22 protein-coding genes and 3 pseudogenes are annotated in these 24,420 nt (G+C 61.9%); 18 read left to right on the top strand and 7 right to left on the bottom strand.

Going from position 1 to position 24,420, the window contains the following annotated elements; genetic code table 11:
* Nucleotides 1-57 precede the first annotated feature (57 nt).
* The 4 genes and pseudogenes from PVA48_RS08025 to PVA48_RS08010 form a co-directional block, all read left to right on the top strand.
* Nucleotides 58-318, top strand: a pseudogene (locus tag PVA48_RS08025) (hypothetical protein); the annotation flags it as partial.
* A gap of 30 nt (nucleotides 319-348) precedes the next feature.
* Nucleotides 349-1,560, top strand: coding sequence for a Sip1-related alpha-galactosidase (locus PVA48_RS08020; RefSeq protein ID WP_423231565.1), 1,212 nt, complete (start codon nucleotides 349-351; stop codon nucleotides 1,558-1,560).
* Entirely contained in the window at nucleotides 1,557-1,706 is a 150-nt protein-coding gene (locus PVA48_RS08015; protein WP_423231564.1) for a hypothetical protein, read from the top strand. Before PVA48_RS08020 ends, PVA48_RS08015 begins: the two co-directional genes overlap by 4 nt.
* A 38-nt stretch (nucleotides 1,707-1,744) precedes the next feature.
* The gene (locus tag PVA48_RS08010; RefSeq protein WP_146021159.1) at nucleotides 1,745-2,665 is read left to right on the top strand and encodes a hypothetical protein; all 921 of its coding nucleotides are present in this window, start codon (nucleotides 1,745-1,747) and stop codon (nucleotides 2,663-2,665) included.
* A gap of 51 nt (nucleotides 2,666-2,716) precedes the next feature.
* Here PVA48_RS08010 and PVA48_RS08005 read toward each other — a convergent pair whose 3' ends face one another.
* Both PVA48_RS08005 and PVA48_RS08000 read right to left on the bottom strand, forming a co-directional pair.
* Nucleotides 2,717-3,592, bottom strand: coding sequence for an alpha/beta hydrolase (locus PVA48_RS08005; RefSeq protein ID WP_022397554.1), 876 nt, complete (start codon nucleotides 3,590-3,592; stop codon nucleotides 2,717-2,719).
* A gap of 50 nt (nucleotides 3,593-3,642) precedes the next feature.
* Nucleotides 3,643-4,299: a hypothetical protein gene (locus tag PVA48_RS08000; RefSeq protein WP_423231563.1), complete on the bottom strand. Its 657-nt coding sequence runs from the start codon at nucleotides 4,297-4,299 to the stop codon at nucleotides 3,643-3,645.
* Between the two features lie 337 nt (nucleotides 4,300-4,636).
* On the opposite strand from PVA48_RS08000, the gene PVA48_RS07995 reads away from it, so the two are divergent.
* The 12 genes and pseudogenes from PVA48_RS07995 (at nucleotide 4,637) to PVA48_RS07940 (ending at nucleotide 16,646) form a co-directional block, all read left to right on the top strand.
* Entirely contained in the window at nucleotides 4,637-5,185 is a 549-nt protein-coding gene (locus PVA48_RS07995) for an HdeD family acid-resistance protein (protein ID WP_102722689.1), read from the top strand.
* Nucleotides 5,186-5,199: 14 nt separating this feature from the next.
* Nucleotides 5,200-5,979: a HesA/MoeB/ThiF family protein gene (locus tag PVA48_RS07990; RefSeq protein ID WP_180975231.1), complete on the top strand. Its 780-nt coding sequence runs from the start codon at nucleotides 5,200-5,202 to the stop codon at nucleotides 5,977-5,979.
* A gap of 36 nt (nucleotides 5,980-6,015) precedes the next feature.
* Nucleotides 6,016-6,672 (top strand): KpsF/GutQ family sugar-phosphate isomerase, encoded by a 657-nt coding sequence (locus tag PVA48_RS07985; RefSeq protein ID WP_423231562.1) that lies wholly within the window; start codon nucleotides 6,016-6,018, stop codon nucleotides 6,670-6,672.
* On the top strand, nucleotides 6,669-6,986 hold the full coding sequence (locus tag PVA48_RS07980) for a CBS domain-containing protein (protein ID WP_423231561.1): 318 nt from the start codon (nucleotides 6,669-6,671) through the stop codon (nucleotides 6,984-6,986). The genes PVA48_RS07985 and PVA48_RS07980 overlap by 4 nt, the downstream gene beginning before the upstream one ends.
* 112 nt (nucleotides 6,987-7,098) lie before the next feature.
* On the top strand, nucleotides 7,099-7,884 hold the full coding sequence (locus PVA48_RS07975; protein WP_102726680.1) for a YdjY domain-containing protein: 786 nt from the start codon (nucleotides 7,099-7,101) through the stop codon (nucleotides 7,882-7,884).
* A gap of 6 nt (nucleotides 7,885-7,890) precedes the next feature.
* The gene (locus PVA48_RS07970; RefSeq protein ID WP_022397560.1) at nucleotides 7,891-9,069 is read left to right on the top strand and encodes a prenyltransferase/squalene oxidase repeat-containing protein; all 1,179 of its coding nucleotides are present in this window, start codon (nucleotides 7,891-7,893) and stop codon (nucleotides 9,067-9,069) included.
* Nucleotides 9,070-9,195: 126 nt separating this feature from the next.
* Nucleotides 9,196-9,659 (top strand): annotated as a pseudogene (locus PVA48_RS07965) (DoxX family protein).
* Nucleotides 9,660-9,794: 135 nt separating this feature from the next.
* Nucleotides 9,795-10,622, top strand: coding sequence for a serine O-acetyltransferase (cysE, locus tag PVA48_RS07960; RefSeq protein ID WP_022397562.1), 828 nt, complete (start codon nucleotides 9,795-9,797; stop codon nucleotides 10,620-10,622).
* A 417-nt stretch (nucleotides 10,623-11,039) separates the two neighbouring features.
* Nucleotides 11,040-11,375 (top strand): hypothetical protein, encoded by a 336-nt coding sequence (locus PVA48_RS07955; protein WP_423231560.1) that lies wholly within the window; start codon nucleotides 11,040-11,042, stop codon nucleotides 11,373-11,375.
* Nucleotides 11,288-13,204, top strand: a complete 1,917-nt coding sequence (locus PVA48_RS07950) for a GDSL-type esterase/lipase family protein (RefSeq protein ID WP_423232504.1) — start codon at nucleotides 11,288-11,290, stop codon at nucleotides 13,202-13,204. Before PVA48_RS07955 ends, PVA48_RS07950 begins: the two co-directional genes overlap by 88 nt.
* On the top strand, nucleotides 13,201-14,088 hold the full coding sequence (locus PVA48_RS07945) for a hypothetical protein (RefSeq protein ID WP_423231559.1): 888 nt from the start codon (nucleotides 13,201-13,203) through the stop codon (nucleotides 14,086-14,088). The genes PVA48_RS07950 and PVA48_RS07945 overlap by 4 nt, the downstream gene beginning before the upstream one ends.
* An 83-nt stretch (nucleotides 14,089-14,171) precedes the next feature.
* Entirely contained in the window at nucleotides 14,172-16,646 is a 2,475-nt protein-coding gene (locus PVA48_RS07940) for an autotransporter domain-containing protein (RefSeq protein ID WP_423231558.1), read from the top strand.
* 129 nt (nucleotides 16,647-16,775) lie between these two features.
* Here PVA48_RS07940 and PVA48_RS07935 read toward each other — a convergent pair.
* The 5 genes and pseudogenes from PVA48_RS07935 to PVA48_RS07915 form a co-directional block, all read right to left on the bottom strand.
* Nucleotides 16,776-18,011, bottom strand: a pseudogene (locus PVA48_RS07935) (glutamate-5-semialdehyde dehydrogenase); the annotation flags it as partial.
* A 10-nt stretch (nucleotides 18,012-18,021) separates the two neighbouring features.
* Nucleotides 18,022-18,168: a hypothetical protein gene (locus tag PVA48_RS07930; RefSeq protein WP_423231557.1), complete on the bottom strand. Its 147-nt coding sequence runs from the start codon at nucleotides 18,166-18,168 to the stop codon at nucleotides 18,022-18,024.
* Nucleotides 18,165-18,779 (bottom strand): glutamate 5-kinase, encoded by a 615-nt coding sequence (gene proB, locus PVA48_RS07925; RefSeq protein ID WP_423231556.1) that lies wholly within the window; start codon nucleotides 18,777-18,779, stop codon nucleotides 18,165-18,167. The genes PVA48_RS07930 and proB overlap by 4 nt, the downstream gene beginning before the upstream one ends.
* 116 nt (nucleotides 18,780-18,895) lie before the next feature.
* Nucleotides 18,896-19,483: a DJ-1/PfpI family protein gene (locus PVA48_RS07920; protein ID WP_102728758.1), complete on the bottom strand. Its 588-nt coding sequence runs from the start codon at nucleotides 19,481-19,483 to the stop codon at nucleotides 18,896-18,898.
* A 168-nt stretch (nucleotides 19,484-19,651) separates the two neighbouring features.
* Nucleotides 19,652-21,100: a catalase gene (locus tag PVA48_RS07915; protein WP_022397569.1), complete on the bottom strand. Its 1,449-nt coding sequence runs from the start codon at nucleotides 21,098-21,100 to the stop codon at nucleotides 19,652-19,654.
* Between the two features lie 264 nt (nucleotides 21,101-21,364).
* Here PVA48_RS07915 and PVA48_RS07910 point away from each other — a divergent pair, with 264 nt between their 5' ends.
* Nucleotides 21,365-22,108 carry an acyltransferase gene (locus tag PVA48_RS07910; protein WP_146021160.1) on the top strand — a complete coding sequence of 248 codons (744 nt, stop codon included), beginning with the start codon at nucleotides 21,365-21,367 and terminating at the stop codon, nucleotides 22,106-22,108.
* Nucleotides 22,109-22,308: 200 nt separating this feature from the next.
* The gene (gene tkt, locus PVA48_RS07905; RefSeq protein ID WP_249853114.1) at nucleotides 22,309-24,312 is read left to right on the top strand and encodes a transketolase; all 2,004 of its coding nucleotides are present in this window, start codon (nucleotides 22,309-22,311) and stop codon (nucleotides 24,310-24,312) included.
* Nucleotides 24,313-24,420 lie beyond the last annotated feature (108 nt).

Raw genomic sequence — 24,420 nt, 5'->3', positions numbered from 1 at the left:
GCTGCCCGTCGCCACCCCTGACTCCCTCACGTGGCTGAAGCTTGACGGAGACGGCAAATTCCTTGTGGAATCCGGCACGCTGGGAACTTCCACCGCCAAACCGCAGCCCGTCCTGGCCGTCACCGCCGTGGACAAGGATATTTACCGCGCCTGCTCCGCCGCCTGGAACAAAGCCCTTTCCCTCCCCTTCATCAAGGGCAGAACCTTTCCCGGGAAAAGAAGGTTTATCCGGAACCCTTCAAGTACCTCGGATGGTGCAGTTGGGAGCGGTATAAAAAGAACATCTCCTCCAAGCTGCTTGAAGAAACGGCCAGCCAACTGGAGGCCTCCCCCATCCCCGTCCGGTGGATGCTGGTGGACGACGGGTTCCAGACCCAGGAAGGGCTTAAGTTGATCAGCTTCCAGACCCGCCAGGACAAATTCCCGCAGGGCTGGCAGCCCCTGATGAAGCACAAAAGCTCCAAGTTGAAATGGATGGGCCTGTGGAACTGCTATTACGGCCTCTGGAACGGCATCCACCCCAAGCACCGGCTGGACGCCCAGACGGCCCGCGGGCTGGTCAGCACTACCAAGGGGAAAATCCTCCCCGGTGACGGCCCCGGAGGAGCCGGGGCGTTTTACAACCCTTTTCTCCAATCCGTCAAGGACGCCGGGTTCGACTTCGTGAAGATCGACGTGCAGGCGGAATACCTGAAGCATGCGGACGGCCTGGACAACCCGGTCCGCCACAACACCAAGTGTTCGGAAGCCTTGGAACAGGCATGCCGGAAGACGGGCCTCAGCCTGATGAATTGCATGGCGCAGGGCACCGTCAACATCCAGAATACCCGCTACAGCGCTATCACCCGGTGCAGCATTGACTACAAGCTGGGGGATGAAGCCATGGGCAAGTCCCACATCCTCCAGTCCTACGCCAATACGCTCTGGCTGGGGCAGACCGCGTGGCCGGACCATGACATGTTCCATTCCACGGACCCCACCAGCGCGCGCCTCATGGCCGTTTCCAAGGCCGTATCCGGGGGCCCCGTCTACCTTTCAGACCCGGCTGACAAGCTCAATCCGGAAAACATCATGCCCCTGGTCTGGTCCGACGGCCTTCTGCTGCGGCCGCTGGCCCCTGCCGTCCCCCTGCCGGATTCCGTCTTTCTGGATGCGCTGAACGAGAACCGCCTGTACCGGGTGATCGCCCCGCTGCCCGGCCAAAGCGCCGCCGTGGTGCTGTACAACCTCAAACACCCCTCCCCGGCGGAACCGGTGCAGGGGAAAATTTCCCTGGGGGATTATAAAAACGCGGCGGCCCTGCTGAACGGCAACGCGGCGGAAGCCTATGCCTCCATTCCGGCGGAGGGAATCGCCGCCTATTCCGCAGAGGGAGGCCGCGCGCTGACCCCGGCACAGCCGGACCTGGACGTGAAGCTAACGGGCTTCAAGGACCGCCTGTTCATCATGGCGCCCATCGTCCGGGGCTGGGCCGTCATCGGCAGGGGAACAAATTCCTCTCTCCCTGCGCCCTGGCCGCCGCTCCGGAATACGGGGCGGACAGCCTCCGCTTCCGCGTGAAGGAATCCGGCCCGGTCGTCGTCTGGCGCGGGAAAAGCCCCGTGAAGGCAGGGAACGTTCCCGTCAAGAACCTGGGCAACGGTTTTTATGAATTGCAATTCCCCGTTTCCGACCGCCCGCTGGACGTTACCGTGACAGCCGAATGAGCGCTGCCGTCCCTTCCCAACCCTCTTTCCTTCCCCCCATGCATCTGCTGCGCCCGTTCCTGGCTTTCGCCCTGCTGTTCCCGTTCTGCTGGCACATCCCGTCCTCCGCCGCCGCTCCGGCGGGACTTCCCGCACCGGAACCCGCGGAGGCCAAACAGGCGATTGAACAATTCCTGGGCCTCACCGCCATCTGGATGCTGGAAATGGAATGGACCCACGCCTATGCCAATAAAACGCCCAAGGCGGAGGACTTCCGGAACGCCATGCTGGCGGCGGGCCTTCAGCAATGCCCCGCTGATTTTCAGGAAGCATGGCTGCGGCAGACGGACAAGCCGGGGCGCAATTACGCGGCGCCCGTCCTGCGTAAGTACGGCGTCAGCCTGAAGGACCTCCGGGAACGGCTCCAGGGCAAACTGTTCAAGATCAATTCCCGGGTGCATCCGCCCATTCCCCTTTACGACGAGGATGAACAAATCCCCCGCATGGATCCGCGCACCTGTGGCGACCCCAAGGCCATCCTGGAAGCCCTGGCCGCCCTGCGCGCCCAAGTCATGGGCCTTACCCCGGACCAACTGGCCCAGGCCAGGCAATCCATTGAACGGGTCATGCTGGAATTCACGCTGGCCTACATGGAAACCGCCATCTGCATGAACACCGCGGGCATCCGGGAAAGCCAGGTCAGGGAACTGTTCGCCCCCATCAGGACGGACGGATGCCCGGAGGACTTCCGCCGCGCCTGGCAGCACGACCTGCCTTTCTTCCTCAAGGGCCGCTTCACGGGACCGGAACTGACCCTCTCCACCGTCTGCAAGAAATACGGCGCCAGCGAGCAGGAGGCATTCCTCAAGGTCCGCAAAAAGATGAAGGAATGGGATATCCAGCCGCCTACCCCGCAGACGCAGCCCGCCTTCCGCCGGGACATGCAGGAAATCCGGGAAAACATGCTGGGCGGCCGCTGACAGGAAAGCCCCACCCTTGCCGCCGTGTATTTCACGGGCGGTATTCTCCGGTCAGCCCAGCAATCCGGCGTCCATTCCCTCGTTATATTCCCAAATGCCCTGCTCCACCATGAAGGAACTCCAACTGTTGAGCAATTGCTCAAAATAGGCGGCATTTACATTGAAATGGTAAAACGTGTGGTCCGCCACGTCCAGAAGCTCAAATCTGGAGCGGTTTTTCTTTTTCCGCCACAGCTCCGCCAGCCGCTCGCTATTGCGCCACGGCAGCAGCCTGTCTCTTCCGCCATGGCTCGCGAACAGGGGAGGCAGCCCTTTCTGCACGCGCCGCAGGGGATTGACGGCATCCCGCTGGTCAGGGGGCATCATGCCTCCCAGTTTAAAGGCGGACTGCGCCGCCAGATCGCACACGCCGCGGAACAGGGCCACGGCGGCAGGACCGGGCGGAAGGGGAGCCTTCCTGCGGAACAGGGACCAGCGCGCGGGATGGTCGGGGAGGGCCACATGCAGGGCCATCAGTCCTCCCGCATCGCTCCCCGCTACGGTAATGCGGGCCGGGTCCAGACCCAGCAGGGCGGCGTTTTCATACACCCAGGCCCAGGCTTCCCGGCCCTCTTCCAGAATATCCATCGGCTCCACCTCATAAGCGCCGCGCGTACGGAACATGGGAATAATCCCCACAATTCCCTGCTGGGCAAGGTGAAGCGCCCATGGCACAAAATCCCCCAGGCTCTTTCCCACCCACATGCCGCCGTGAAAAAACAGCACGGAGGGCGCGGAAGCGCCCTCTCGATGGCCAGGAGGAAAAAAGACGTAGGCCATCAGCTCCTCACCGTCTGAAAACCGCCTCCACACAAAGCCGGGCTGTTCCCGCAACAGTTTCCTGTACCGGGCTTCCGCCAGATGATCGGCTTCCGTGAACAATTCCATAAGAACGGCTTCATGATGCAATTGTGTTGCACTCCGCGCAAGTTTGATGTCTAAATAATCGTGTAATGACTTTCCGCTCCATTCTCACCATGGCCTGCTGCGCCGCAGCTCTTCTCGCCCCCGCCTCCGCCGCCCCCCGGCCCGGAGACGCCAAACTGAGGGATGATCTGGACGTAGCCTACAACACATGGCGCCTGCACCTGCTGCGCGGCAACTATGACGGCTGGAGAGCCACCACCTCCGCCTACCGCCAGGTGAAAGTGCGCAACCTGGCCGTCTCTGAAAAACGCCCCTTTCCCGCCTCCCTGTTCCGGCAGCCCATGGCTCCGCCCGCGCTCGCCCCGCTGATGTACGTGGGCTCCGTGGTGGACGGTCCCACGGCCGCGGCCACCTACTACGGCAAGGTGGACCTGGGGCTGGGCCAGGAACCGACGGACTCCAACGCCCTGGTCCTGCTGTTCACCCACGAAAACGGCAAATGGAAATACGACCAGGCGCGCTTCTTCAACCTCACCCGCCTGCCCGCCGTCAAGGAATGCCTCAAGCGCGGCGACGCCACCGTCCTGATGGAGCAGGACGGCTTCCAGCCCCTTGGAAAAATTCCCGCCGTGCCGCCTGTCTGCCCGCCGCCCAAATACATCGCAAAAATTCTGGTGGACTGCCCCGGCCGCACCGTCAAGGCGAACGTAAACAACATTTCCCCGCATGAATTCGACAACACGCGCCTGGCGGAAATCATTTCCGGCGGGCTGAGGGACGGAACCAACTCCCTCACGCTGAACTTTTCCGACAGCCCTAACGGCAAAAAGGGCGCCGTTCTCGTGGAGGTTTACATCATGCCGGAAATCCCGGGACAACTGCCCGCCAGGGCCTTTTCCTACTTCGTCCCCCCAGGCGCACCCCAAAAGCGGCCCCGTTCTGATCAACGTCACTCCGGAGCTGCTGAAGACCATGGACCCGAAGAACACTCCGCCGCAGGCATCCGCCGGCAAATAAAATCGTCATTCTTCAACGTTTCCGCCGCGGGTCCGGTCATACCGCCATATGACAACTCAACCTCAAGTCAGCAGCTCCGCGGTATCCGGCAACTCATGGTGGATGGGTATCCTTGGCGTCATCGAGCTATTTCTTGGCTTCATCGCCCTGGCCTCTCCCTGGATTGTCGGGGCCAGCTTCATCTGGGTGATCGGCATCATGCTGATGATCCTGGCCGTCGTCCGGCTGGTCCAGGTCTTCACCGTCCCGTCCTCCCGCTGGTGGAACCTGGTGACGGCCATCCTGTACGGCATCGCCGGCTGGTTCCTGTTCCGGGACCCCAATATTTCCCTGGCCATCACCACGCTCATCATCGGGTGGGGCCTGGTCATCGCCGCCGTCTTCCAGGGGGCCATCTGGCTCCAGACCCGTTCCCTGCCCGCCAGCGGCTGGCGGCTCTTCAACGTGATCATCACGCTGATCCTGGGCCTCATGGTCATCTTCGGCTGGCCTGAATCCACGGCCTGGTTCATCGGCACCCTGATCGCAGTGGAACTGATCTTCTCCGGATGGACGCTGCTCCTGTACGCCTTCAGCGGCAACTCCGCCCGCCGTTAATCCCGACGACAGCAATGACCCTCACCCAGGAAGAAACCGAACGGTACGCAAGGCATCTTTCCCTTCCGGAACTGGGCGAACAGGGCCAGCAAAAACTCAAACGGGCGCACGTCGCCCTGACGGGCCTCGGGGGGCTTGGCTCCCCCGCGGCCCTTTATCTTGCCGCCGCGGGCGTGGGGCGGCTGACCCTGATCGACCCGGACGAGGTCTGCCTTTCCAACCTCCAGCGGCAGATCCTGCATGCCACGGATGCGGCGGGAACGGCCAAGACCGCCAGCGCCGCCAGGCGCCTGTACGCCCTGAACCCTTCCGTCCACATCAACACGGTCCACAGGCGGCTCACCCCAGACAACGCCGTTTCCCTGCTGGAAGGGTGCGACCTGGTCCTGGACGCCTCGGACAACTACGCGGCGCGCTTCGCCATGGCGGACGCCGCTTGCGCCCTGCGCCTGCCGCTGGTGCACGGAGCCGTGAAAGGCTTCATCGGCCAGGTGGCCGTCTTCGCCCCCCACCAGGGCACCGCGTGCTACCGCTGCCTCTTCCCGGCAGACACGCCCATGCAGGAGAAAGACACCGCCTCCGCCGCCGGCATCCTGGGCGCGCATGCGGGCATCATCGGCTGCATCCAGGCCATGGAAACCCTGAAATACCTGGCCGGCATCCCCTCTCCGCTGGTGGGAGCCATGCTCTCCGCAGACACGCGGCGCATGCGCTTCACCACCATTCCGCTGGCAGCCAATCCCGCGTGCAGGTGCCGGAAAAACGGGGACCGCGGAGCCGCAATGAAAAATTGACGGCCATGGGGGCATCTGGCATCATTCCCGCCAGATATGAATCATTTAACACGCGCCAAATCCGTTTTTGAAATGGAGATTGAAGAGCTGCGCGGCGTCCTGTCCCGGCTGGATGACAATTTCAACCAAGCTGTGGAACTCATGTCCCAGGCCCTGGACCGCGGCAACAAGATCGTCATCGTAGGCGTAGGCAAATCCGGCAACATCGGAGCCAAAATCGTCGCCACCCTGAACTCCACCGGAACGCCCACCGTCCTGCTGGATTCCCTGAACGCCCTGCACGGGGACCTGGGCATCGTCCAGGACGGCGATGTCTGCATCGCGATGTCCTTCTCCGGGGAAACCTCGGAACTGCTGGCCCTGCTCCCTTTCATCAAACGCTTTGAACTGCCCATCATTTCCATGACGGGCAATACGGCCTCCTCCCTGGCCAAATACTCGGACATCGTGCTGGACACGGGCGTTTCCCGGGAAGCCTGCCCGCTGAACCTGGCCCCCACCTCCAGCACCACGGCCATGCTCGTCATGGGGGACGCCCTTGCCATGGCCCTGGTGGAAGCGCGCCACTTCACCGCGCGGGACTTCGCCAAACGCCACCCCGGCGGCTCCCTGGGCCGCGCGCTGCTCACCAAGGTGAGCGACATCATGCGCCGGGGGAGGAAATGGCCATCCTTCCGGAAACCGCCTCCGTGAACGACTGCCTGAAGGCGATGACCACCGCCCACACCGGCGCCTGCATCCTGCTGACGGCGGACAACAAGCTGGCCGGCATCTTCACCCACGGAGACTTCGTCCGGGCGTACGGAGCCAATCCCCTCATCGGGGAGCAGCCCGTCAGCGGCCTCATGACCCGCAACCCCATCTATGTGATGGAAGACGACCTGGCCGCCGAGGCGGTGAAGGCCGTCAGCAACCGCCACATTGACGACCTGGTGGTGCTCAACGCGGAAATGACTCCCGTGGGCATCGTCGACCTTCAGGACCTTGCCAGGCTGAAACTGGTTTAGGCTCCCTCCATCATTCCTTCCAGGCATCCGTGATTCAAAAGTAACAAATCAATCACGGACGCCTTTTTCATTGAACGGAAGCTTTCATTTTCACAATCTAATTTCCATAAACATGTTCCTGAAATTTACGATCACCCTGCTTGCCTGCTCCTGGGGCTTTGCCCATGCGCAGGACGTTTCCGCCCCGGCGGGAGATCCGGATGCGCCCGCACCAGAGGAAGCCCCCCGGGAAGTCCCCCTGCCGGACGGCAAGACGGTACCCAAATTCGAACCCCTGGACGAGCACCGCATCAAGATAGGCAACGTGATCGTGAACCACAAGGAACGCACCGTCAGCTTCCAGGCTCAGGTCAACATGCAGGCGGGCATTCTGGAATATATCTGCTGCATGCCCAACGGCAAGCTGCATGAATCCCTGCTGGTGACGGAGGCGGACCCCCTGCACATCAGCCTGGGCATGACGCTGCTCAAATTCCACCGCTTTGAAAAATTCTTCCCGGTGCGGGATGAAAACTTTGAATGGCTCCCCTTCACGGAGCCCAAGCCCGCGGACTATGCGGACTCCTACGTGCAGGTCGCCATGACCTACACGGAAAACGGCAAGGAGCAGAAGAGCGACTTTTCCGACATGGTCGTGAACTCCCAGACCCGCAAGGGGCTGGACCCCAATGACTGGCTTTACACCAACTCCTTCTTTTACGAAGGGGCCTACCAGGCCAGCCTGAGCGGAGAAGTAATCTCCATCTTCGCGAGCCGCACCTCCCCCATCAACTACATCGGCGACTTTCATGACGGCGTCAACGACACGGGCTGGATTGTCAACCCGAAGAAAAACCTGCCCCCCGGCACGAACGTCACCGTCACCATCTCCCAGAAACCGGTTCAACCCAAGCAATAGCACATTATGTTCAAATCCGCACTTTCATTAACGCTGGCCGCCGCGCTGGGCACAGCCGCCTTCGGCCAGACCACCGTGACGGCCGTTCCCGGAGAAGCGGCCGCCTCCAAATACGCCTCCATCAGCCAGGAAATCCTGCGCGCCATTGAAAAAGGGAACGAATACCTGAAAAGCAAGCAGAACCCGGAAGGCTACTGGGCGCAGCCGTCCTATCCGGCCCTGACGGCCCTGGCGGTCACCGCCTACATGCGCGACCCCGCCAACCAGGGCAAGCCCATCCCGGAATACATCCGGAAGGGGTATGACTTCGTCCTGAAATCCCAGAAGGAGGACGGCTCCATCTTCAACCGCGGCATGTCCTCCTACAACACCGCGGTGTGCATGATGGCCCTGCTGGCCGCCAACAAGGAGGAATACGCCCCCGCCATCCTCAAGGGCCGCGCCTACCTCATCAAGCAGCAGAACCACTTCGCTCCGGACAACCCCTACAACGGCGGCATCGGCTACGGGGATAAAAAGGCCCCTCCCATTGCAGACCTTTCCAACACCTCCCTGGCCCTGGAAGCCATTTACTACTCCCAGAAGCTCGCCAAGGACGGCAAATACGGGGAACAGCCGGACCTGGACTGGAACGCCGCCACGGAATTCATCAACCGCTGCCAGCAGAACCCAGCCGTCAACAAGGAACCCTGGGTCTCCAGTGACAAATCCCAGCTCGGCGGCTTCGTGTACCGCCCGGGCGTCGCCAGCGCCAGGGACAGCAAAAGCGCCGCGTTTGACAAGGCGGAACCGCCCAGGGCCTACGGCAGCATGACGTACGCGGGCATGCAATCCCTCATTTACGCCAATGTGGACAAGAACGACCCCCGCGTCAAGCTGGCCCTCAAATGGCTGGAAAACAGCTACAACCTGGATGAAAACCCCGGCATGGGCGTCCAGGGCCTGTACTACTACTACCAGGCCATGTCCAAGGCTCTCAGCGCCATGGGAATAGACACCCTGACGCTGGAAGACGGCCGCAAGGTGGACTGGCGTGACGAACTGGCCAACAAGCTCATCTCCATCCAGAAGAGCGACGGCTCCTGGGTAAACACCAACAACCGCTGGTGGGAGGCGGACCCCGTCCTGGTGACCTCCTACTGCGTGCTGGCGCTGGAACAGCTTTACCATTCCATTCCCCGGTAACGGACGCGCCATCCTGACTTCAAGGGCCGGAGAGGGAGGAAATGACCTCCTTCTCCGGCCTTTTCCATGCCCGGAAATGAACGTCCCATGGAATAAAAGGGTCTTTTCTTCAACCATTTCAAATTCATGGACACCATTGATTCCATTACCATTATTGCGGCGGCGTGGGGGTTGCTGGTCCTTCGGCTGACGCTGGCCCTGATCCTGTGGCCGCACGGAGCCCAGAAAGTGCTGGGCTGGTTCGGGGAGCGGGCTGGGACGGCACGTACCAGGCCTTCACGGAAAAAATGGGCATTCCCCCCTTCCTGGCCAAGGTGGCTATGCTGACGGAATTCTTCGCCCCCATCTGCCTGGTGCTGGGCGTCTTCACCAGGATAGCTGCGCTCGCGGTCATCATCATGATGGCCGTCGCCATGACCAAGCACGTTAAAAACGGCTACTTTGCCAACTGGTCCGGGAAAAAAGCCGGGGAAGGCGTGGAATTCCACCTGCTCTATGCCGGCTCCGCCCTGGCGCTGCTGCTGACCGGTCCCGGCCCGTGGTCCGTGGACGCCTGGTGCATGGACATCGTGCACGTCATCTTCGGCTGACGGAGGCAGGTCATGCCCGGCTGGGCATAGGACGTACTTTCCGGTTCTCAAATCCGCCGTACTCTGGTACTTGTGGGGGTGCAGCCTTCCCCTTCGGGAAAGGCGGCTCCTTTTGCCTTTCCACCTTCTTCCGCCATGACCAGCCTGAAACGCTCAAAACTCCGGCAGTGCACCAACTGCGAATGCATCATCAACGGAGTATGGGACTGGGTGGTGGAATGCGCCCGCGAGGCGGCTGAGGAAGAACCCGCCATGCGCGGCATTCTGGACGACGTCTGCCTGTCCCGCAATTCCCTGGCCACCTCCATCTCTGCCCGGCTGGCACGCAAGCTCTCCCGCCGGGACATGCCGCGGGAACTGATCGAACCCCTCATCCGGGAGGCGCTGGCGGAAAACCAGAACATCCTCAGCCAGATCGCCAACGACCTGATCGCCATCGTGGACCGGGACCCCGCCTGCCGCACGCCGCTGGAACCCCTGCTCTTCTACAAGGGGTTCCACGCCATCACCACGTACCGCATCTCCCACTGGCTGTGGCAGCACGGCCGCACCATCATGGCCCTTCAGTTCCAGAGCCTGGCCAGCGAAGTCTTTGCGGTGGACATCCACCCGGCGGCCACCATCGGCTGCGGCATCCTGCTGGACCACGCCACCAGCTTTGTAGTGGGGGAAACCGCCATCATCCGCGACAACGTCTCCATCCTGCATGAAGTAACGCTGGGCGGCACGGGCAAGGAGGAAGGAGACCGGCACCCCATTGTGGAATCCGGCGTCCTGATCGGCGCGGGGGCCAAAATCCTGGGCAGGGTCACCATCGGCGCCTGCGCCAAAATCGCCGCCTGCTCCGTCGTCCTGGAAAACGTCCCTCCCCATACCACGGTGGCGGGCGTTCCCGCCGTCATCGTCAATGACTCCATTCCGGACAACCCTGCGCTGGACATGAACCAGTGCCTTTGTGACTAATCCTGCAACGGATTAGGAATCCGTCAGTTACTGCTAAAAACACGGCAAATCCCAAGCCCTGCAAAAATCAGGGGAAAAAGCAAGCTCCAAAAAGACCAGACGTGTCACAATGATTTCAATCTCAATGTATTGAAATTTATAATACACTAAACTTCAACATTTTGAGTTGAGGCCGGATTCCTAATTCGCATACTGCTAGGATATGCGTTTAAGATTACCCTTCTCTCTAAGGTCCGTCCTGCTTGCGTGCAGCGCCCTGTTCTCTACCGTGGCCTCCGCCTCTGTTTCAGACGGAAACCTTGGCAACGTCATGTACGTAGGGGACTCCATCACCCATGGCGTCAACAGCGGCTCCTGGCGCTGGGCCATGCACAAAATTTTGCAGACAACGGCATCAGCTATACCGAAAAAGGTATCATGACCGGCAACTACAGCGGCGGAGTGGCCGCGGGAACCTCCTACGGCGGCAGGATTTTCCAGAATCTCCATTCCTCCGCGGCCAGCGCGCGGGCCTATGAAATCGCCGGCAGGGCGAACAGCAGCAGCTACGGACGGTTTGACGGCTCCAACATCAAGAACTGGCTGGGCCTGAGCACGGAAAAAACCCAGGGGGAACCTACACGGGCCAGACCTTTACCGGGGCCGACACGCCGGACACGTTTTTCCTGCTCGCCGGCACCAACGACCTCCTTTCCGACAACAACAACAGTACGCTGCACCTGCGGCTGGACGGGGTCACCTACCTTCTGCTGAGCGACATGGATTCCATCGTCTCCTCCATCCGCACCGCCAACAGCCACGCAAGCATTCTGGTGATGACCATCCCCTGCTGGACGCAGCATTCCAACGGGAACCTGGCTGAAACGCACCAGGCCGTAGCCACCTACAACGAATCCCTGAAAGAATGGGGCGCAGAAAACGCCGCCAACGGCGTCAAAGTCATTGACATCAATGCGGGCATCATTGACGTGGCCTCCTCCACCCCTTTCTACGGGGTGCGCTCCATGTTCCACAATCCCACGGCGGACGGGCTGCACCCGAACGCCCAGGGGGACCTGCTGATGGCGGGCAACCTGGCCAAGGGCATGGGGTACGCGGGGCGGTCCGCCGGGCAGGAAAGGAAAGCCGCCCACGAACTGGGCGTCAACTTCGGCCAGACGCCCTCCATCACCCAGCAGACGCTGACGGCCAAGGGCTTTACCGCCAATAACGTCACCATCTCCAACAACACGATCAACTTCAACAAATCCGGCAGCAGCACCCTCACTTACAACTGGGGAGCCTCCCAGGGGCAGGACAAGGGCTACACGGTGGATTTCACCCTGCGCCTGGGCAACGGCGCCACGGGCGGCTGGGACACCACGAACAACTTCTCCCTGAATCTGGGCAACGGAACGCTGAACATCAATGAAGCGTACATCCAGTGGGGAAGCACCATCCTGTACTCCAAAGACATGTCCGCCAATGCGGATTCCATCCGCGTGGCCTACGTGGCGGGGGACAACGCCCACGGCCTGAACGCGGGCTACTATATCTGGCTGGGGGACGTCCTCATCGGGGAGGCGCAGACGGCGGCGGGGGGCAGCTCCTCCGGCCTCACCTTCAGCTATTCCGGCACGCTGGACGCCATCCTGTCCAATCTGGCGCTGGACGGCTCCCTCTCCTACGCGCCCTCCACCAGCGGCATCACCGGACCGGAAGCCCTTTATCTGGCAAACGGCGGAGCTTCCTCCGCCCTCAAGCCGGGCATGATCGAATGGACAACGGGCGCCGCCGCCACCGCCGTGGCTACGGCCGGGGCCAATGCCACGTATAATGCCCGCAACGGCACCAACTCCAACATTGCCAGCATCACGGGAACGGGAAGCACCAAATTCATTTACGCCAACAACGGGGCCTATGGCAGCGCGGACAGCCGCCAGGACCTGTGGGTGACGCTGGGGGAAGGCGTCAGCAGCGATAACGGCTGGATAGGAGGCCACACGTCGGGCGACCTGTACGGGGACATCCACCTGCGCCTGGCGGAAGGGGCCATTGGCAAATCCACGGTATTCGGCACTGTTAACGGGGGCACCGTCCACGGGGATATTTACCTGGAATTCTCCTCCTCCACCGGGACCTATGACACCTCCTTCACCAACGGGGAGGCGGACCGCACCTCCGTGGCGGGAGCCTATGCCACCGCCGTGAACGGGGACATCACCATGGTGTTCAATGACGGCGTGTTCTCCCACCGCATTTTCGGCGGCCTTTACACGGGAAACAAAACCATCTCCGGCTCCACCTCCCTTTACATCAACGGCGGAACGTTCATGAACGAAATCTACGCCGGGAACAAAACGGACGGCACCATCTCCCAGGGAACCAGCCTGACCGTCACGGGCACGGACGCCATTCTGGGCAAGGCTGACGGGGACAACTGGACATGGACGCTCCTGTGCGGCGGCAACAAGGCCAGCGGCACCATCAACGGAGGCACCGCCATCACCCTGAAGGACATTGCCGCCACCACCGGAGACGGTTCCGAACACAAATTTGACAAATACGCCGGCACCATCGACGGCAAGGGGGAGGAACAGTGAACGGGGAGAAGAAGCTCGTCTTCGACCACTACACTACCAGCTTCCTCGGAACGCTCCAGAACTTTGACAAGGTGCAGGTCACCGGAAATTCGGACCTTGCGCTGGACAAGGCCCTGGGCAATACGGTCGCCTCCCTGACCGTGGATGCAGGCTCCGCCCTCCGGTTCAACCAGGACCAGGGAGCCACGCTGGACATCACCAACAACGGCACGATTCGCACCTCGCACAACCTGACCCTCAAATCCGCAGACACCGGAACCGGAACCTATTGGGTGGAAGGAGGAACGCTGGACCTGGCCGGGCAGGCCGTCTCCGGAAAAATATCCATCTCTGCGGGGGCACTCGCCAATACGGCGGGACTGGGAGCCGGGAGTGTCTCCGTCTCCGGCATCACCGGGAACGTCAACCTGGGCGGACTGGACGGAAGCAAGCTGAACTCCATCAACATGGGCAGCGGCACAGGAACCATTTCCGGCCTGACGGGCCATGCGGACCTGTCCGGCTCCGACACGCAATTGAGGCTTTCCGCCGCCAACATGGGCGCGGACGGCACGGGAATCATCCAGTTCAATGACGCGGCTAATTCCACTCTGACCCTGGGGAACCTGACCCTGACGCTGACGGCGGATGCCGTGGCGCTGCTCGCCGCTCCGGGGGACTACGCCTTCCACGTCACCAACGCCGCCCTGCACGCGGATACCAACCACATCACGCTGAGCGAATACAACGGCATGGCGTGGGACATTACCCGGACGGAAGGCGGCCAGGTAATCATCTCCTTCGGCCAGCTGGACGCCATGGTCATTGACAAGGGAGCTTCCAAAAACGTCACCTCCGCCAGCACCCTGGGGCAACCCCCAGCGTCACCAACAACGGAACGCTGAACATCGACCTGTCCGCGGCCACTGCGCCGGAAGACAAAACAACCACCATCCGCTATCTGGCCGGCACGGAAGCCGGTGCCGTCGTGAACACGGGAACGGACAGCGACGTGATCATCACGCTGCTGAATGAAACCTCCGCAGATCCGGACAAACCAGGCAACACCGCTTATGCGGGCTCCATTGAAGGAGCGGCGCAGCTCGTCAAGGACGGTGAACAGAGGCTGACCATTGACGGCAGCGTGACCGCCTCCGCTCTGGACGTGCAGCAGGGAGAGCTCGTGCTCCAGAACACGAAGGAAAGTTCCATCATCTCCGGCGCCCTGAACGTGGAACAGGATGCCGCGCTGACGCTGAACTCCGCCTCCCTGGCCGCCGGGGATCTGGCGGGCTCCGGCTCCATCACCCTGAACGGGGGCGCCCTGCTCACCATCGCCAGAGACACGCTTTCAGACCTGACGCTCCACGCAAGCGTCACCGGCTCCGGCACCATGAAACTGGACAATTGCAACCTGATTCTGGGCACGGACAGCAATCTGGGCGAAGACGTGCTGCTCCATCTGGGGGGCGGCAGCCTGCGCCTGCAGGACGGCTCCACGATCGCGCTGGAAGGGCTCCACCAGGAGCAGGAAAACGGCGCGCTCCACCTGGGGGCAAACGGACGTCTGGAACTGGCCTCCAACGACGGGAAAACCTACTCCTTCAAGGGGGATATCACCGGCACGGGAGCCATCACCCACCGGGGCGAAGGCACGCAGATCATCCTTTCCTCCGGGAATGGCGGCGTGGACGTCAGCCATACCCGGGCGGGTGGCCACCTCGTCCTGGGAGACAAGGACCTGGCCGCGGACGGCTCCATGACCTACAGGGACATTTCCATCGGCAGCAACACCCGGGACGCCTCCGGCCTGGACGCCACGGCGGACCTCTCCCTGATGAACAATACCACGGCCAACACGCTCTCCATCGCCTCCAACGGCAAACTATACCTGGGCGGCAATCCCAACCAGCGGGCGGTCCAGCTCGTGCTGACCGGCAGCAACGGCGGAGTGGCGGCCAATCTGGACTCCGGCGCTTCCCTGGACCTCACCGTCAATACGGAAACGCTGGCCCGCAGCGCGGACAACGCCTGGGCCGCCGTGAAGGCGGAAAACGGCTCCATCCGCATCAACGGGGCGGACCCATCCATCAACGTCAACATTTACGGCCTGGGTACCGCGGGAGACTGGGCCATCCTGCCGGAATTCACCATCAACGCCTTCTATGCGGAAAACGGCCTGGCCACGGCAAACGGGGAAACCTGGACGGCGGACATGGTGAACCTGACTTATGCCGGCTTCGCCAACCTCGTCTATGACATCAGCAAGATACTCTCCGACGACGGCAAGCTGTTCCAGGTCCACTTCACCAAACTGGGAGACAGCCCGCTGAAGGACTTCGCCTCCACGGAAAACCAGAGAGCCGCGGTGGACAGCCTGTGGGCCGTCACCTCCTCCCCCGGAAGCATCACCCCGGCCATGATGGAATTCCTCAATGCCGTGGGCACCGCCCAGGCCATGGGGGACACGGGCGCCCTTCAATCCGCCCTCTCCTCCTATGCGGGCAGCGGCGTCACCGCCCTGCACTCCGCCCAGAAGGGAGCCCTCCGGGACCAGGTGCTCCACCTGCGCAACCGCCTCTCCCAGATGGGAGCCTCCCCGCAGTACATCAACGATGACCTGCCCTGCTTCAACGCCTGGATTGAAGGGGAAGGCGGCTACCGCAAACTGGATGACCGGATGGACGAATCAGGCTACAAGCTCAACACCTGGGGCGGCACCTTCGGATTTGACGTAACGTGCAGCGACAGCTTCGTATGGGGAGCGGCCTTCTCCGCCAGCTATGGCGACCTGGACGCCTACATGGCGAACGGAGACCTGGACTCCTACTACGGCAATCTGTTCTTCCGCATCCAGTCGGGCCGCTGGGCGCACAACGTCATCCTCACCTACGGATGGAACGACGCTTCCCTGGACCGCACCGCAGGCATCCCCGGAGCCGGCATGTACGCCATGCACGGCAGCACCAGCGGCAGCAGCTATGGCGCCTTTTATGAAGGCACGTATGACCTGTACCTGGATGAAAATAAAACCTCCGCGTTCCAGCCCCTGGTGAACGCCTCCGTGTACAAGAGCCGGATGGACGGCTTCACGGAATCAGGGGGCCTGGGCATGAGCGTGGACGACATGGATTCCACCTACGGCACCGTGGGACTGGGGGCGAGGCTCCGCGGAGAGCTCTCCAGCAACCTGACGGGCCGCGCGTCCATGGGTGAACTGCGGGTGCAGGTTGTCCAGCTCCTGGGCGACCGGAAAACCACGGCAGCGCTGTCGCCCGCCGGCGTGCCCGGCGCAGGATTCCGCGTGAACGGAGCCAGGGAAGGAGCCACCGGCGTGCAGGCAGGCGCGGGCATCACCATTCCGGTGGGTTACACCAGCTCCATTTTTGCGGATGTCAATGCGGACTTCCGCAGCCGCGCCACCAGTTTCAACGGAAGCATCGGCTACAGGCTGACTTTCTAACGGGACTTCTTCAGGGGTGTGTACAAGCGGGGAGCATCGCGGCCATGCTGCGGTGCTCCCTTTCTGATTGCGGACGTGCCTGTTCAGGCGCGGTCTTCCCGGAATCCGGGAAGGGTCCTTCATCTGCCCGCTGCCTTCAATGACGTACTTGTAGGAGGTCAGCTCGCGCAGAGCCATTGGCCCGCGGGCATGAAACTTGTCCGTCCCGATGCCTATCTCCGCGCCGAAGCCGAATTCCTCCCCGTCGCTGAACCGCGTGGAGCAATTATGGTAGACGCACGCGCTGTCCACCCGGCTCATGAAATAATCGCGGGCCTTTCCATCCTCCGTGATGATGGAATCACTGTGATGGGAACCGTAGCGGTTGATATGCTCCACGGCATCCCGGACGCCGTCCACCACCTTCACGGAGAGAATCAGGTCTTCATACTCCGTAGACCAATCCCTTTCCTCCGCAGGAACGGCCTCCGGACCGAAAAACGGCCTGCTCCGCTCACACACGCGGCATTCCACGGCACGCCGGCGCATGCGCTCCGCCGCCATCGGCAGGAACCGTTCCGCCGCGGCGGCGTCCACCAGCAGGGTTTCCGCCGCATTGCAAACGCCCGGGCGCTGTGTCTTGGCGTCGTCCAGCACGTTCACGGCCATCTTCAAATCCGCTGCGGCGTCCACATACACGTGGCAAACGCCGTCCAGATGCTTCAGCACGGGAACCCTGGCGTACTCCGTCACGGCGCGGATCAGCCCCTTTCCACCCCTGGGAATGACCACGTTCAGGAAAGAATCCAGCTCGCACAACTGCCGCACCTCATCCCGGCTGCCGGAATCAAGAAGCTGCACGGCGTCCGCGGGGACGGCGGACTCCTTCAGCGCGGCGCGCAGAACCTCCGCCAGAACCCGGTTGGTCCGCAGGGACTCGCTCCCGCCGCGCAGAATGACGGCATTCCCGGACTTCAGGCACAGGGCGGCGGCATCGCAGGTAACGGTGCCGCGGCTCTCGTAAATAAAACCGATGACCCCCAGGGGAACGCGCACCTGGCGGATATGCAGGCCATTGGGGCGCGTCCACTCCCGGATGCATTCGCCCACGGGATCAGGGAGGGCCGCCACCTGCTCCATGCCGCGGGCCATGTGCTCCACGCGCTCCGGCGTCAGGAGAAGCCTGTCCAGAAACGCGGCATTGCGGCTGCCCTTCCGGGCCTCTTCCATATCAAGGCCGTTCTCCCGGACAATCTTTTCCGCGGCGCTCCGAACGCCTGCGGCCATCAGGCGCAGGGCCTGCGCCTTCTCTTGCGGCTCCAGGGCAAGCATCTCCCGTGAAGCCGCCAGCGCGGCCCGTCCCACCGGTTCAAGAGGATTCTCCATCTTCATAACTTCATCCCTTCGGTACAAAATACGTTCCGGCTCCTTCCGCCTTCCCCTCCAGCAGCAGCGCGATGCGTTCCGGATGGCGGCCGTGCAGCATGTAAACGCCCGTCCCCGCATTCACGGCCTCCCGGATGGCCTGGAGCTTGGCGCTCATGCCGCCCATGGAAAAGCGGCCCCGGTCCTCCTCCGCGAACGCCAGCACGGCATCCACGTCCTCCACCCGGGGAATGATGGCTTCCCGGCTGCCTCCGGGGGATACAGGCCGTCCACGCTCGTCAGGATGAACAGCGCGTCAGCCTCCACCAGGCGCGCCATGTGCACGGAAAGAATGTCGTTATCCCCGAACTTCAGCTCTTCCACGGATACGGTGTCGTTCTCATTCACGATCGGGATGATGCCTCCGTACTCAAACAGGCGCAGCACCGTAGCCTGCACGTTGTGGCGGCGGCGCTTCAAATCCTCTGCCGTCAGCAGGAGCTGGGCCACATCCACGTCAAAATGGTTGAAAAGATTCTCATACGTCTGCATCAGCCGCGTCTGCCCCACGGCCGCGCAGGCCTGCTTCAGGGACAACTCCTGCGGATAGGACGGCAGCCCCAGGACGGACACGCCGGACCCCACAGCCCCGGAGCTCACCAGCACCACCTGGTGGCCCTGCTGCATCAGATCCGCCAGCGCGCTGACCAGATGCACGATGGAAGAACCATCCAGCTTCCCGTTCTCACGGGTCAGAACGCCCGTTCCTACTTTAACTACGATTTTCATGTACTTCTGCCCTCTATGATATAACAGGCTCTTTCCTCACAGAAAGCAGAAAACGCGTTCTTCCCGCAATGCCGCGGTTCCGCTGGCCGCGCAGGGATTCCAGCCATGAAAAAACCTCATTTCCGCGCGAACACGTCCCTGGTGCAGTCATCATTCCACACGTATTCGAGCTGCTCCGCTATTCCCTCCGCCCGTGACCTGCCAAACCGGTCGCTCACAAACCCGAGGGCCATGTCCATTCCGGCGGAAACGCCGGAGGAAGTATAAAACTTCCCGTCCGCCACCCACCGGGCACGTTCCTCCCAGCCGACTGCGCCGCGGACGGACTTCACCCATGCAAAAGACTTCTTGTTGGAAGTTGCCCTTCTGCCGTCCAGCGCGCCGCAGGCGGCCAGCAGCGCGGCCCCCGTGCAGACGGACAGGCAATACTCCGCATCGTCCGCCATGCCCCGGAGAAAATGCAGGAAAGGCGGAAAAACCGCCAGGCGGCGGGTCCCCCTTCCTCCCGGAACCACTAAAATTCCGCAGCCGTCCGCCTCCGTGGCTGGTTCAGTGACAATTACCGTCTTTTGAGCACTTGCGACGGTTCCGCCATGTTCGGAAAAATAACGCAGCCGGTATTCCTCTACTTTGCCCAGCACTTCCACCGGGCCGAATGCATCCAGCGTCTCAAAATCATCAAAAAGCAACACATTCACATCCACCAGGCCACATTACCCCATCCGTCCTCCCTCCGCACCTGATATTTCACGATTCCGTGTGCTGCCTGCCGGAATTCACGGCCATCAATCCCCTGGCTGCGTCAAACGGGTAAAAAACGGGCGGAAGCCTCCCCTTCCGGAGAAACTTCCGCCCGGAACACCCAAATTTGATTATCCCTTGAACATGCCGAGGGCCTTGGCCACTCCTTCCCCGTATTCGGGGTCGCACTGCATGCAGTGGTCGATGTGACGCTGCTTGATAAAGTCCGGCGCGTCGCCCATGGCGCGGGCGGTATTGCCGTACAGGGCCTCCCTCTGCTCCGGATTCATCAGCCGGAACAGGGCGCGGGGCTGGGAATAATAATCGTCGTCATCCTCGCGGAAATCCCAGTGCCAGGCCGCGCCGTCCAGCTCCAGCGGCGGTTCCCGGAACTCCGGCTGTTCCTGCCACTCCCCGTAACTGTTCGGCTCATAGCCCAGCGTGCTTCCCGCATTGTCGTCCACACGCATCATGCCGTCCCGGTGGTAACTGTGGAACGGGCAGCGGGGGGCGTTCACCGGAATCTGGTTATGGTTCACCCCCAGCCTGTACCGCTGGGCGTCCCCGTAGGAGAACAGGCGCCCCTGGAGCATCTTGTCCGGGGAAAAGCCGATGCCGGGAACGACGTTGGCCGGGTTGAACGCCGCCTGCTCAATCTGGGCGAAATAGTTGTCCGGGTTCCGGTTGAGTTCCAGCACGCCCACCTCCATGAGGGGGTAATCCCCGTGCGGCCATACCTTGGTCAGGTCAAACGGATTGAAGGGGCATGCCTTGGCCTGCTCCTGGGTCATCACCTGGATGTACATCGTCCAGCGCGGGAAATCCTTCCGCTCAATGCTCTCATACAAATCCCGCTGGTGGCTCTCCCGGTCCTTCGCGATAATCGCTTCCGCCTCCGCGTCCGTCAGGTTCTTGATGCCCTGCTGGGTTTTCAGGTGGAACTTCACCCATACCCGCTCATTGTCCGCGTTCAGCATGCTGAACGCATGGCTGCCGAACCCGTGCATGTGGCGGTAGGAGGAAGGAATGCCGCGGTCGCTCATCACGACGGTGACCTGGTGGAAAGCCTCCGGCAGGGAAGTCCAGAAATCCCAGTTGTTCCGCGCGCTTCTCATGTTGGTGCGCGGGTCGCGCTTGATGGCGTGGTTCAGGTCCGGGAACTTGAGCGGATCCCTCAGGAAGAAAACCGGGGTATTATTGCCCACTAGGTCCCAGTTTCCCTCCTCCGTGTAAAACTTGATGGCAAAGCCGCGGATGTCGCGCTCCGCGTCCGCCGCTCCCCGTTCCCCGGCCACGGTGGAAAACCGCACCAGCAGGTCGGTCTTCTTGCCAATTCCGGAAAACATGGCAGCCTTCGTGTAACGGGTGATGTCCCCCGTCACGGTAAACGTGCCGAAGGCGCCGGAGCCCTTGGCATGCATGCGCCGTTCCGGGATCACTTCCCGGTCGAAATGGGCCAGCTTTTCCAGGAACCAGACGTCCTGGAGCAGCATGGGGCCGCGGGGGCCGGCCGTGAGCACGTTTTCGTTATCCGGAACGGGCGCTCCGACGGAGGTCGTTAAATTCTTTTGGTCACTCATGGTGTCTTTTAGTTAGAATTATTATAAACTAATTTTTTCAAGGGTGTCAACAAAGTTTCTTTCAAATCCCGGAAAGGCAAACAACTTGCTTGCGGCCTTCCTCCGCGGGACGGGAAAACGGCGCATGGCGTACCCCATGAAGCCAAGCCCTCCCGGCGGCTGCCTCCAGGCAACGGGGCCAAGGCCATTGCGCCATTTTCCGCTTGACCCTGAATGGAGAATCCGGGAGAGTGCCTTTCTCGATGAAGAATCGGGGCTTTCCTCATGAACCGTTTTCTTGCAACAATCTATTGCAACCTATCTCTTTCTCCGCAAACGAGAAAGAAGCGCCGCGTCCGCCTGGGTTTGAAGACGGGAGGGGAAGGTTATGTAAACCCGGTAGGAAACCGCATTTTTCTCATTCTTCCTTCCGGCGAAAAACAGCTTGTCGAGCCGTACCAGATACCGGGGTCCGTCCGGCTGAACATTGAGGGAGAGCACAACACGCTCATCTTCCATGCTCCGCTCTCCTTAAACAATATCTCCATCCACATCTGGAAACATGTCCGCGGCGCGAAAATCGAATTCGGCTCCTCGTCGTCCGGGCACAGCCACTGGAACAATGTCAGCATTCTGGCAGCTGCATCCGGAAGCGCCCTGTCCATCGGCCATTCGACGAGCATCGAAGGATTAGCGGTCATGCTTGTGGGCGGCAAATGCCACATTGGCAACGATTGCATGCTGTCCTCCGGAATCACCATCTGGGCAAACGACTCCCATCGCCTGATGGACGCCGACACGGGGGAACTGCTCAACGACCAGCCGCAGGGCGTCCTCATCGGCGACCACTGCTGGATCGGGCAGGGGGCAACCTTCACCAAAAATGCCATCATCCCGGCAAATACGGTTGTCGGCCTGCAATCGGTCGTCACCAAATCCTTCCGGGAGGAATTCACCGCTCTGGCGGGAAACCCGACCAAGGTCATCAAAAACGGGGTCAAATGGAGCCGTGAAAGAGAAATGGGCTAAGGACGCCCAACACGTTCCTCCGCAGCTTCATGGCCTGAACCGCCTGCGCATGCCGGGCCATGTGCCGCAGGGGGCGCCGCGGCATGCGGACCGGAGATGCCCGGCGCTTCCATCTTCAATGCTTTTCCCCGCTCCGCCCTGTTGCCGGAGACGCATTTTAGGCTTCCAATATGGGGCTGATCTGCTCATATTGCCCGGGCATGAATCTTGACCTTCTCCAAAAAGCCGCCAACCAGGCGCGGGGACTTGCCATGGATGCCGTTCACGACTGCGCATCCGGCCACTTGGGCCTGCCGCTGGGGTGCGCCGAAATCGGGGCCGTCCTGTTCGGCGATCTGCTCAACATCTGCCCCGCGCAGCCCCGCTGGCTCAACCGTGACCGCTTCATTCTCTCCGCCGGCCACGGCTCCATGTTCCTTTACGGCTGGCTGCACCTGTCGGGATTCAACATCGGCATTGAAGACCTCAAGGGCTTCCGCCACAAGGGCTCCATCACGCCCGGCCACCCGGAATTCCGGGATACGGAAGGCGTGGAATGCACCACGGGGCCGCTGGGCCAGGGCATTGCGAACGCCGTAGGCTTCGCTCTCTCCGCCAGGCGCGCCGCCGCTCGGTTCAACAAGCCCGGCATGGACATCTTCACCCAGCACATCTTCTGCCTCACGGGGGACGGCTGCCTCCAGGAAGGCGTGGCCCGCGAATCCCTCGCCCTGGCCGCCGTCCTGAAGCTGGACAACCTCATTCTCATTTACGATTCCAACGACATCACGCTGGACGCCCCTGCGGAACGCACCCAGCTTGCCGACCCGCGCGCCGTGTATGAAGCCCTGGGCTGGGACGTGCGCCAGATCGACGGGCACGACCTCAAGGCCATCGCGGAAGCGGTGGAAGCCGCCAAAAACGCCAGGAACGGCAAGCCCCAGCTCATCATCGCCAAAACGGTGATCGGCAAAGGCATCCCCGGCATTGAAGGCACCACGAAGGGCCACGGGGAAGGCGGAGCCAAGCTCCAGGAAGAAGCCCACGCCAACTGGAGCATTCCTGCCGGGGAACGCTATTACGTCTCCGAAGACGTCCGCAGCGCCTTCACGGACCTCAAGGCCAGACGGGAAGAAGCTTTCAACGCCTGGAACGCCACCTACGAACAATGGCGCCGGGCTTATCCGGAACTGGCCGCGGAACTGGACTCCGGCATCTGCGCCTGCGCCAGGGGCGTCAATCCCGCGGACTCGGACAAGGCCATCCCCGCCTTCCCGCAGGACTACAGCGACGCCACGCGTTCCGCCGGAGCCGTCGCCATCAACGCCATCGCCAAGGCGGACCCCTGGTTCCTGACCACCAGCGCGGACCTGTACAGCTCCAATAAAAACTACCTTTCCGGCGCGGGGGACTTCTCCGCGGAAACCCCGGAAGGGCGCAATTTCTGGTTCGGCATCCGTGAACATGCCATGGCCGCCATCTGCAACGGCATCGCCTATGACGGCCTGTTCCGCGTGAGCGCCGCCACGTTCTGCGTCTTTGTGGACTACATGCGCGCCGCCATCCGCGTGGCCGCCCTCAGCGGCCTGCCCGTCACCTACATCCTGACGCACGATTCCGTGGCCGTGGGCGAAGACGGCCCCACCCACCAGCCGGTGGAAACCGTCTCCGGCCTCCGCGTCATCCCGAACCTGGACGTCATCCGCCCGGCGGACCCGGAAGAAACCGCAGGAGCCTGGATGGCCGCCATGCAGCGCGCCGACGGCCCCACCGCCCTCATCCTGACCCGCCAGAAGGTAGCGACCCTGAACAATATTCCCGTGGAAACGCGCCGGGAAGGCGTGCTGAAAGGCGGCTACGTAGCCCGGAAGGAAAAGGGAACCTTGAAGGCCATTATCCTTGCCAGCGGTTCCGAACTGGAACTGGCCCTGAAGGCGGCGGAAAAAACCGGAGAAGGAATCCGCGTGGTTTCCATGCCCAGCTTCTTCCGCTTTGACAAGCAGTCTGCCGAATACCGGGAAAGCGTGCTTCCCTCCTCCTGCGCGAAGAGGGTTTCCGTGGAAGCCGGCGTCACGGACCTCTGGTGGAAATACCTGGGCTGCCAGGGCGAAGCCGTGGGCATCAACCGCTTCGGCTTCTCCGCACCCGGAGCGCAAGTTCTGGACGAGCTCGGCATGAACGTGGACAACGTCGTTGCCGCCGTCCAAAAGGTGCTCTCCAAATAATCTGCGGCGTTTAACCGCCATTCCTTTTCAGGGGCTGTCCCGCATCCGGCGGAACAGCCCTTTTTCATGACCCGCCAGAACATCCCCCGGAAAAGGGTTGATGAAACC

It is taken from the genome of Akkermansia sp. JRP_AM1 (assembly GCF_049262625.1).
Taxonomy (GTDB): Bacteria; Verrucomicrobiota; Verrucomicrobiia; order Verrucomicrobiales; family Akkermansiaceae; genus Akkermansia; species Akkermansia massiliensis.
Note: the sequence above shows the minus strand (reverse complement) of the source record. Positions and strands in the feature narration are given on the sequence as shown.

Coding starts and splice junctions, on each gene's coding strand:
- PVA48_RS08020 (WP_423231565.1), top strand. CDS start 349: ATGCTGGTGGACGACGGGTTCCAGACCCAGGAAGGGCTTAAGTTGATC.
- PVA48_RS08010 (WP_146021159.1), top strand. CDS start 1,745: ATGCATCTGCTGCGCCCGTTCCTGGCTTTCGCCCTGCTGTTCCCGTTC.
- PVA48_RS08005 (WP_022397554.1), bottom strand. CDS start 3,592: ATGGAATTGTTCACGGAAGCCGATCATCTGGCGGAAGCCCGGTACAGG.
- PVA48_RS08000 (WP_423231563.1), bottom strand. CDS start 4,299: ATGCGGGGAAATGTTGTTTACGTTCGCCTTGACGGTGCGGCCGGGGCA.
- PVA48_RS07995 (WP_102722689.1), top strand. CDS start 4,637: ATGACAACTCAACCTCAAGTCAGCAGCTCCGCGGTATCCGGCAACTCA.
- PVA48_RS07990 (WP_180975231.1), top strand. CDS start 5,200: ATGACCCTCACCCAGGAAGAAACCGAACGGTACGCAAGGCATCTTTCC.
- PVA48_RS07985 (WP_423231562.1), top strand. CDS start 6,016: ATGAATCATTTAACACGCGCCAAATCCGTTTTTGAAATGGAGATTGAA.
- PVA48_RS07975 (WP_102726680.1), top strand. CDS start 7,099: ATGTTCCTGAAATTTACGATCACCCTGCTTGCCTGCTCCTGGGGCTTT.
- PVA48_RS07970 (WP_022397560.1), top strand. CDS start 7,891: ATGTTCAAATCCGCACTTTCATTAACGCTGGCCGCCGCGCTGGGCACA.
- cysE (WP_022397562.1), top strand. CDS start 9,795: ATGACCAGCCTGAAACGCTCAAAACTCCGGCAGTGCACCAACTGCGAA.
- PVA48_RS07955 (WP_423231560.1), top strand. CDS start 11,040: ATGACCGGCAACTACAGCGGCGGAGTGGCCGCGGGAACCTCCTACGGC.
- PVA48_RS07930 (WP_423231557.1), bottom strand. CDS start 18,168: ATGAGCGCCAAGCTCCAGGCCATCCGGGAGGCCGTGAATGCGGGGACG.
- proB (WP_423231556.1), bottom strand. CDS start 18,779: ATGAAAATCGTAGTTAAAGTAGGAACGGGCGTTCTGACCCGTGAGAAC.
- PVA48_RS07915 (WP_022397569.1), bottom strand. CDS start 21,100: ATGAGTGACCAAAAGAATTTAACGACCTCCGTCGGAGCGCCCGTTCCG.
- PVA48_RS07910 (WP_146021160.1), top strand. CDS start 21,365: ATGAACCGTTTTCTTGCAACAATCTATTGCAACCTATCTCTTTCTCCG.
- tkt (WP_249853114.1), top strand. CDS start 22,309: ATGAATCTTGACCTTCTCCAAAAAGCCGCCAACCAGGCGCGGGGACTT.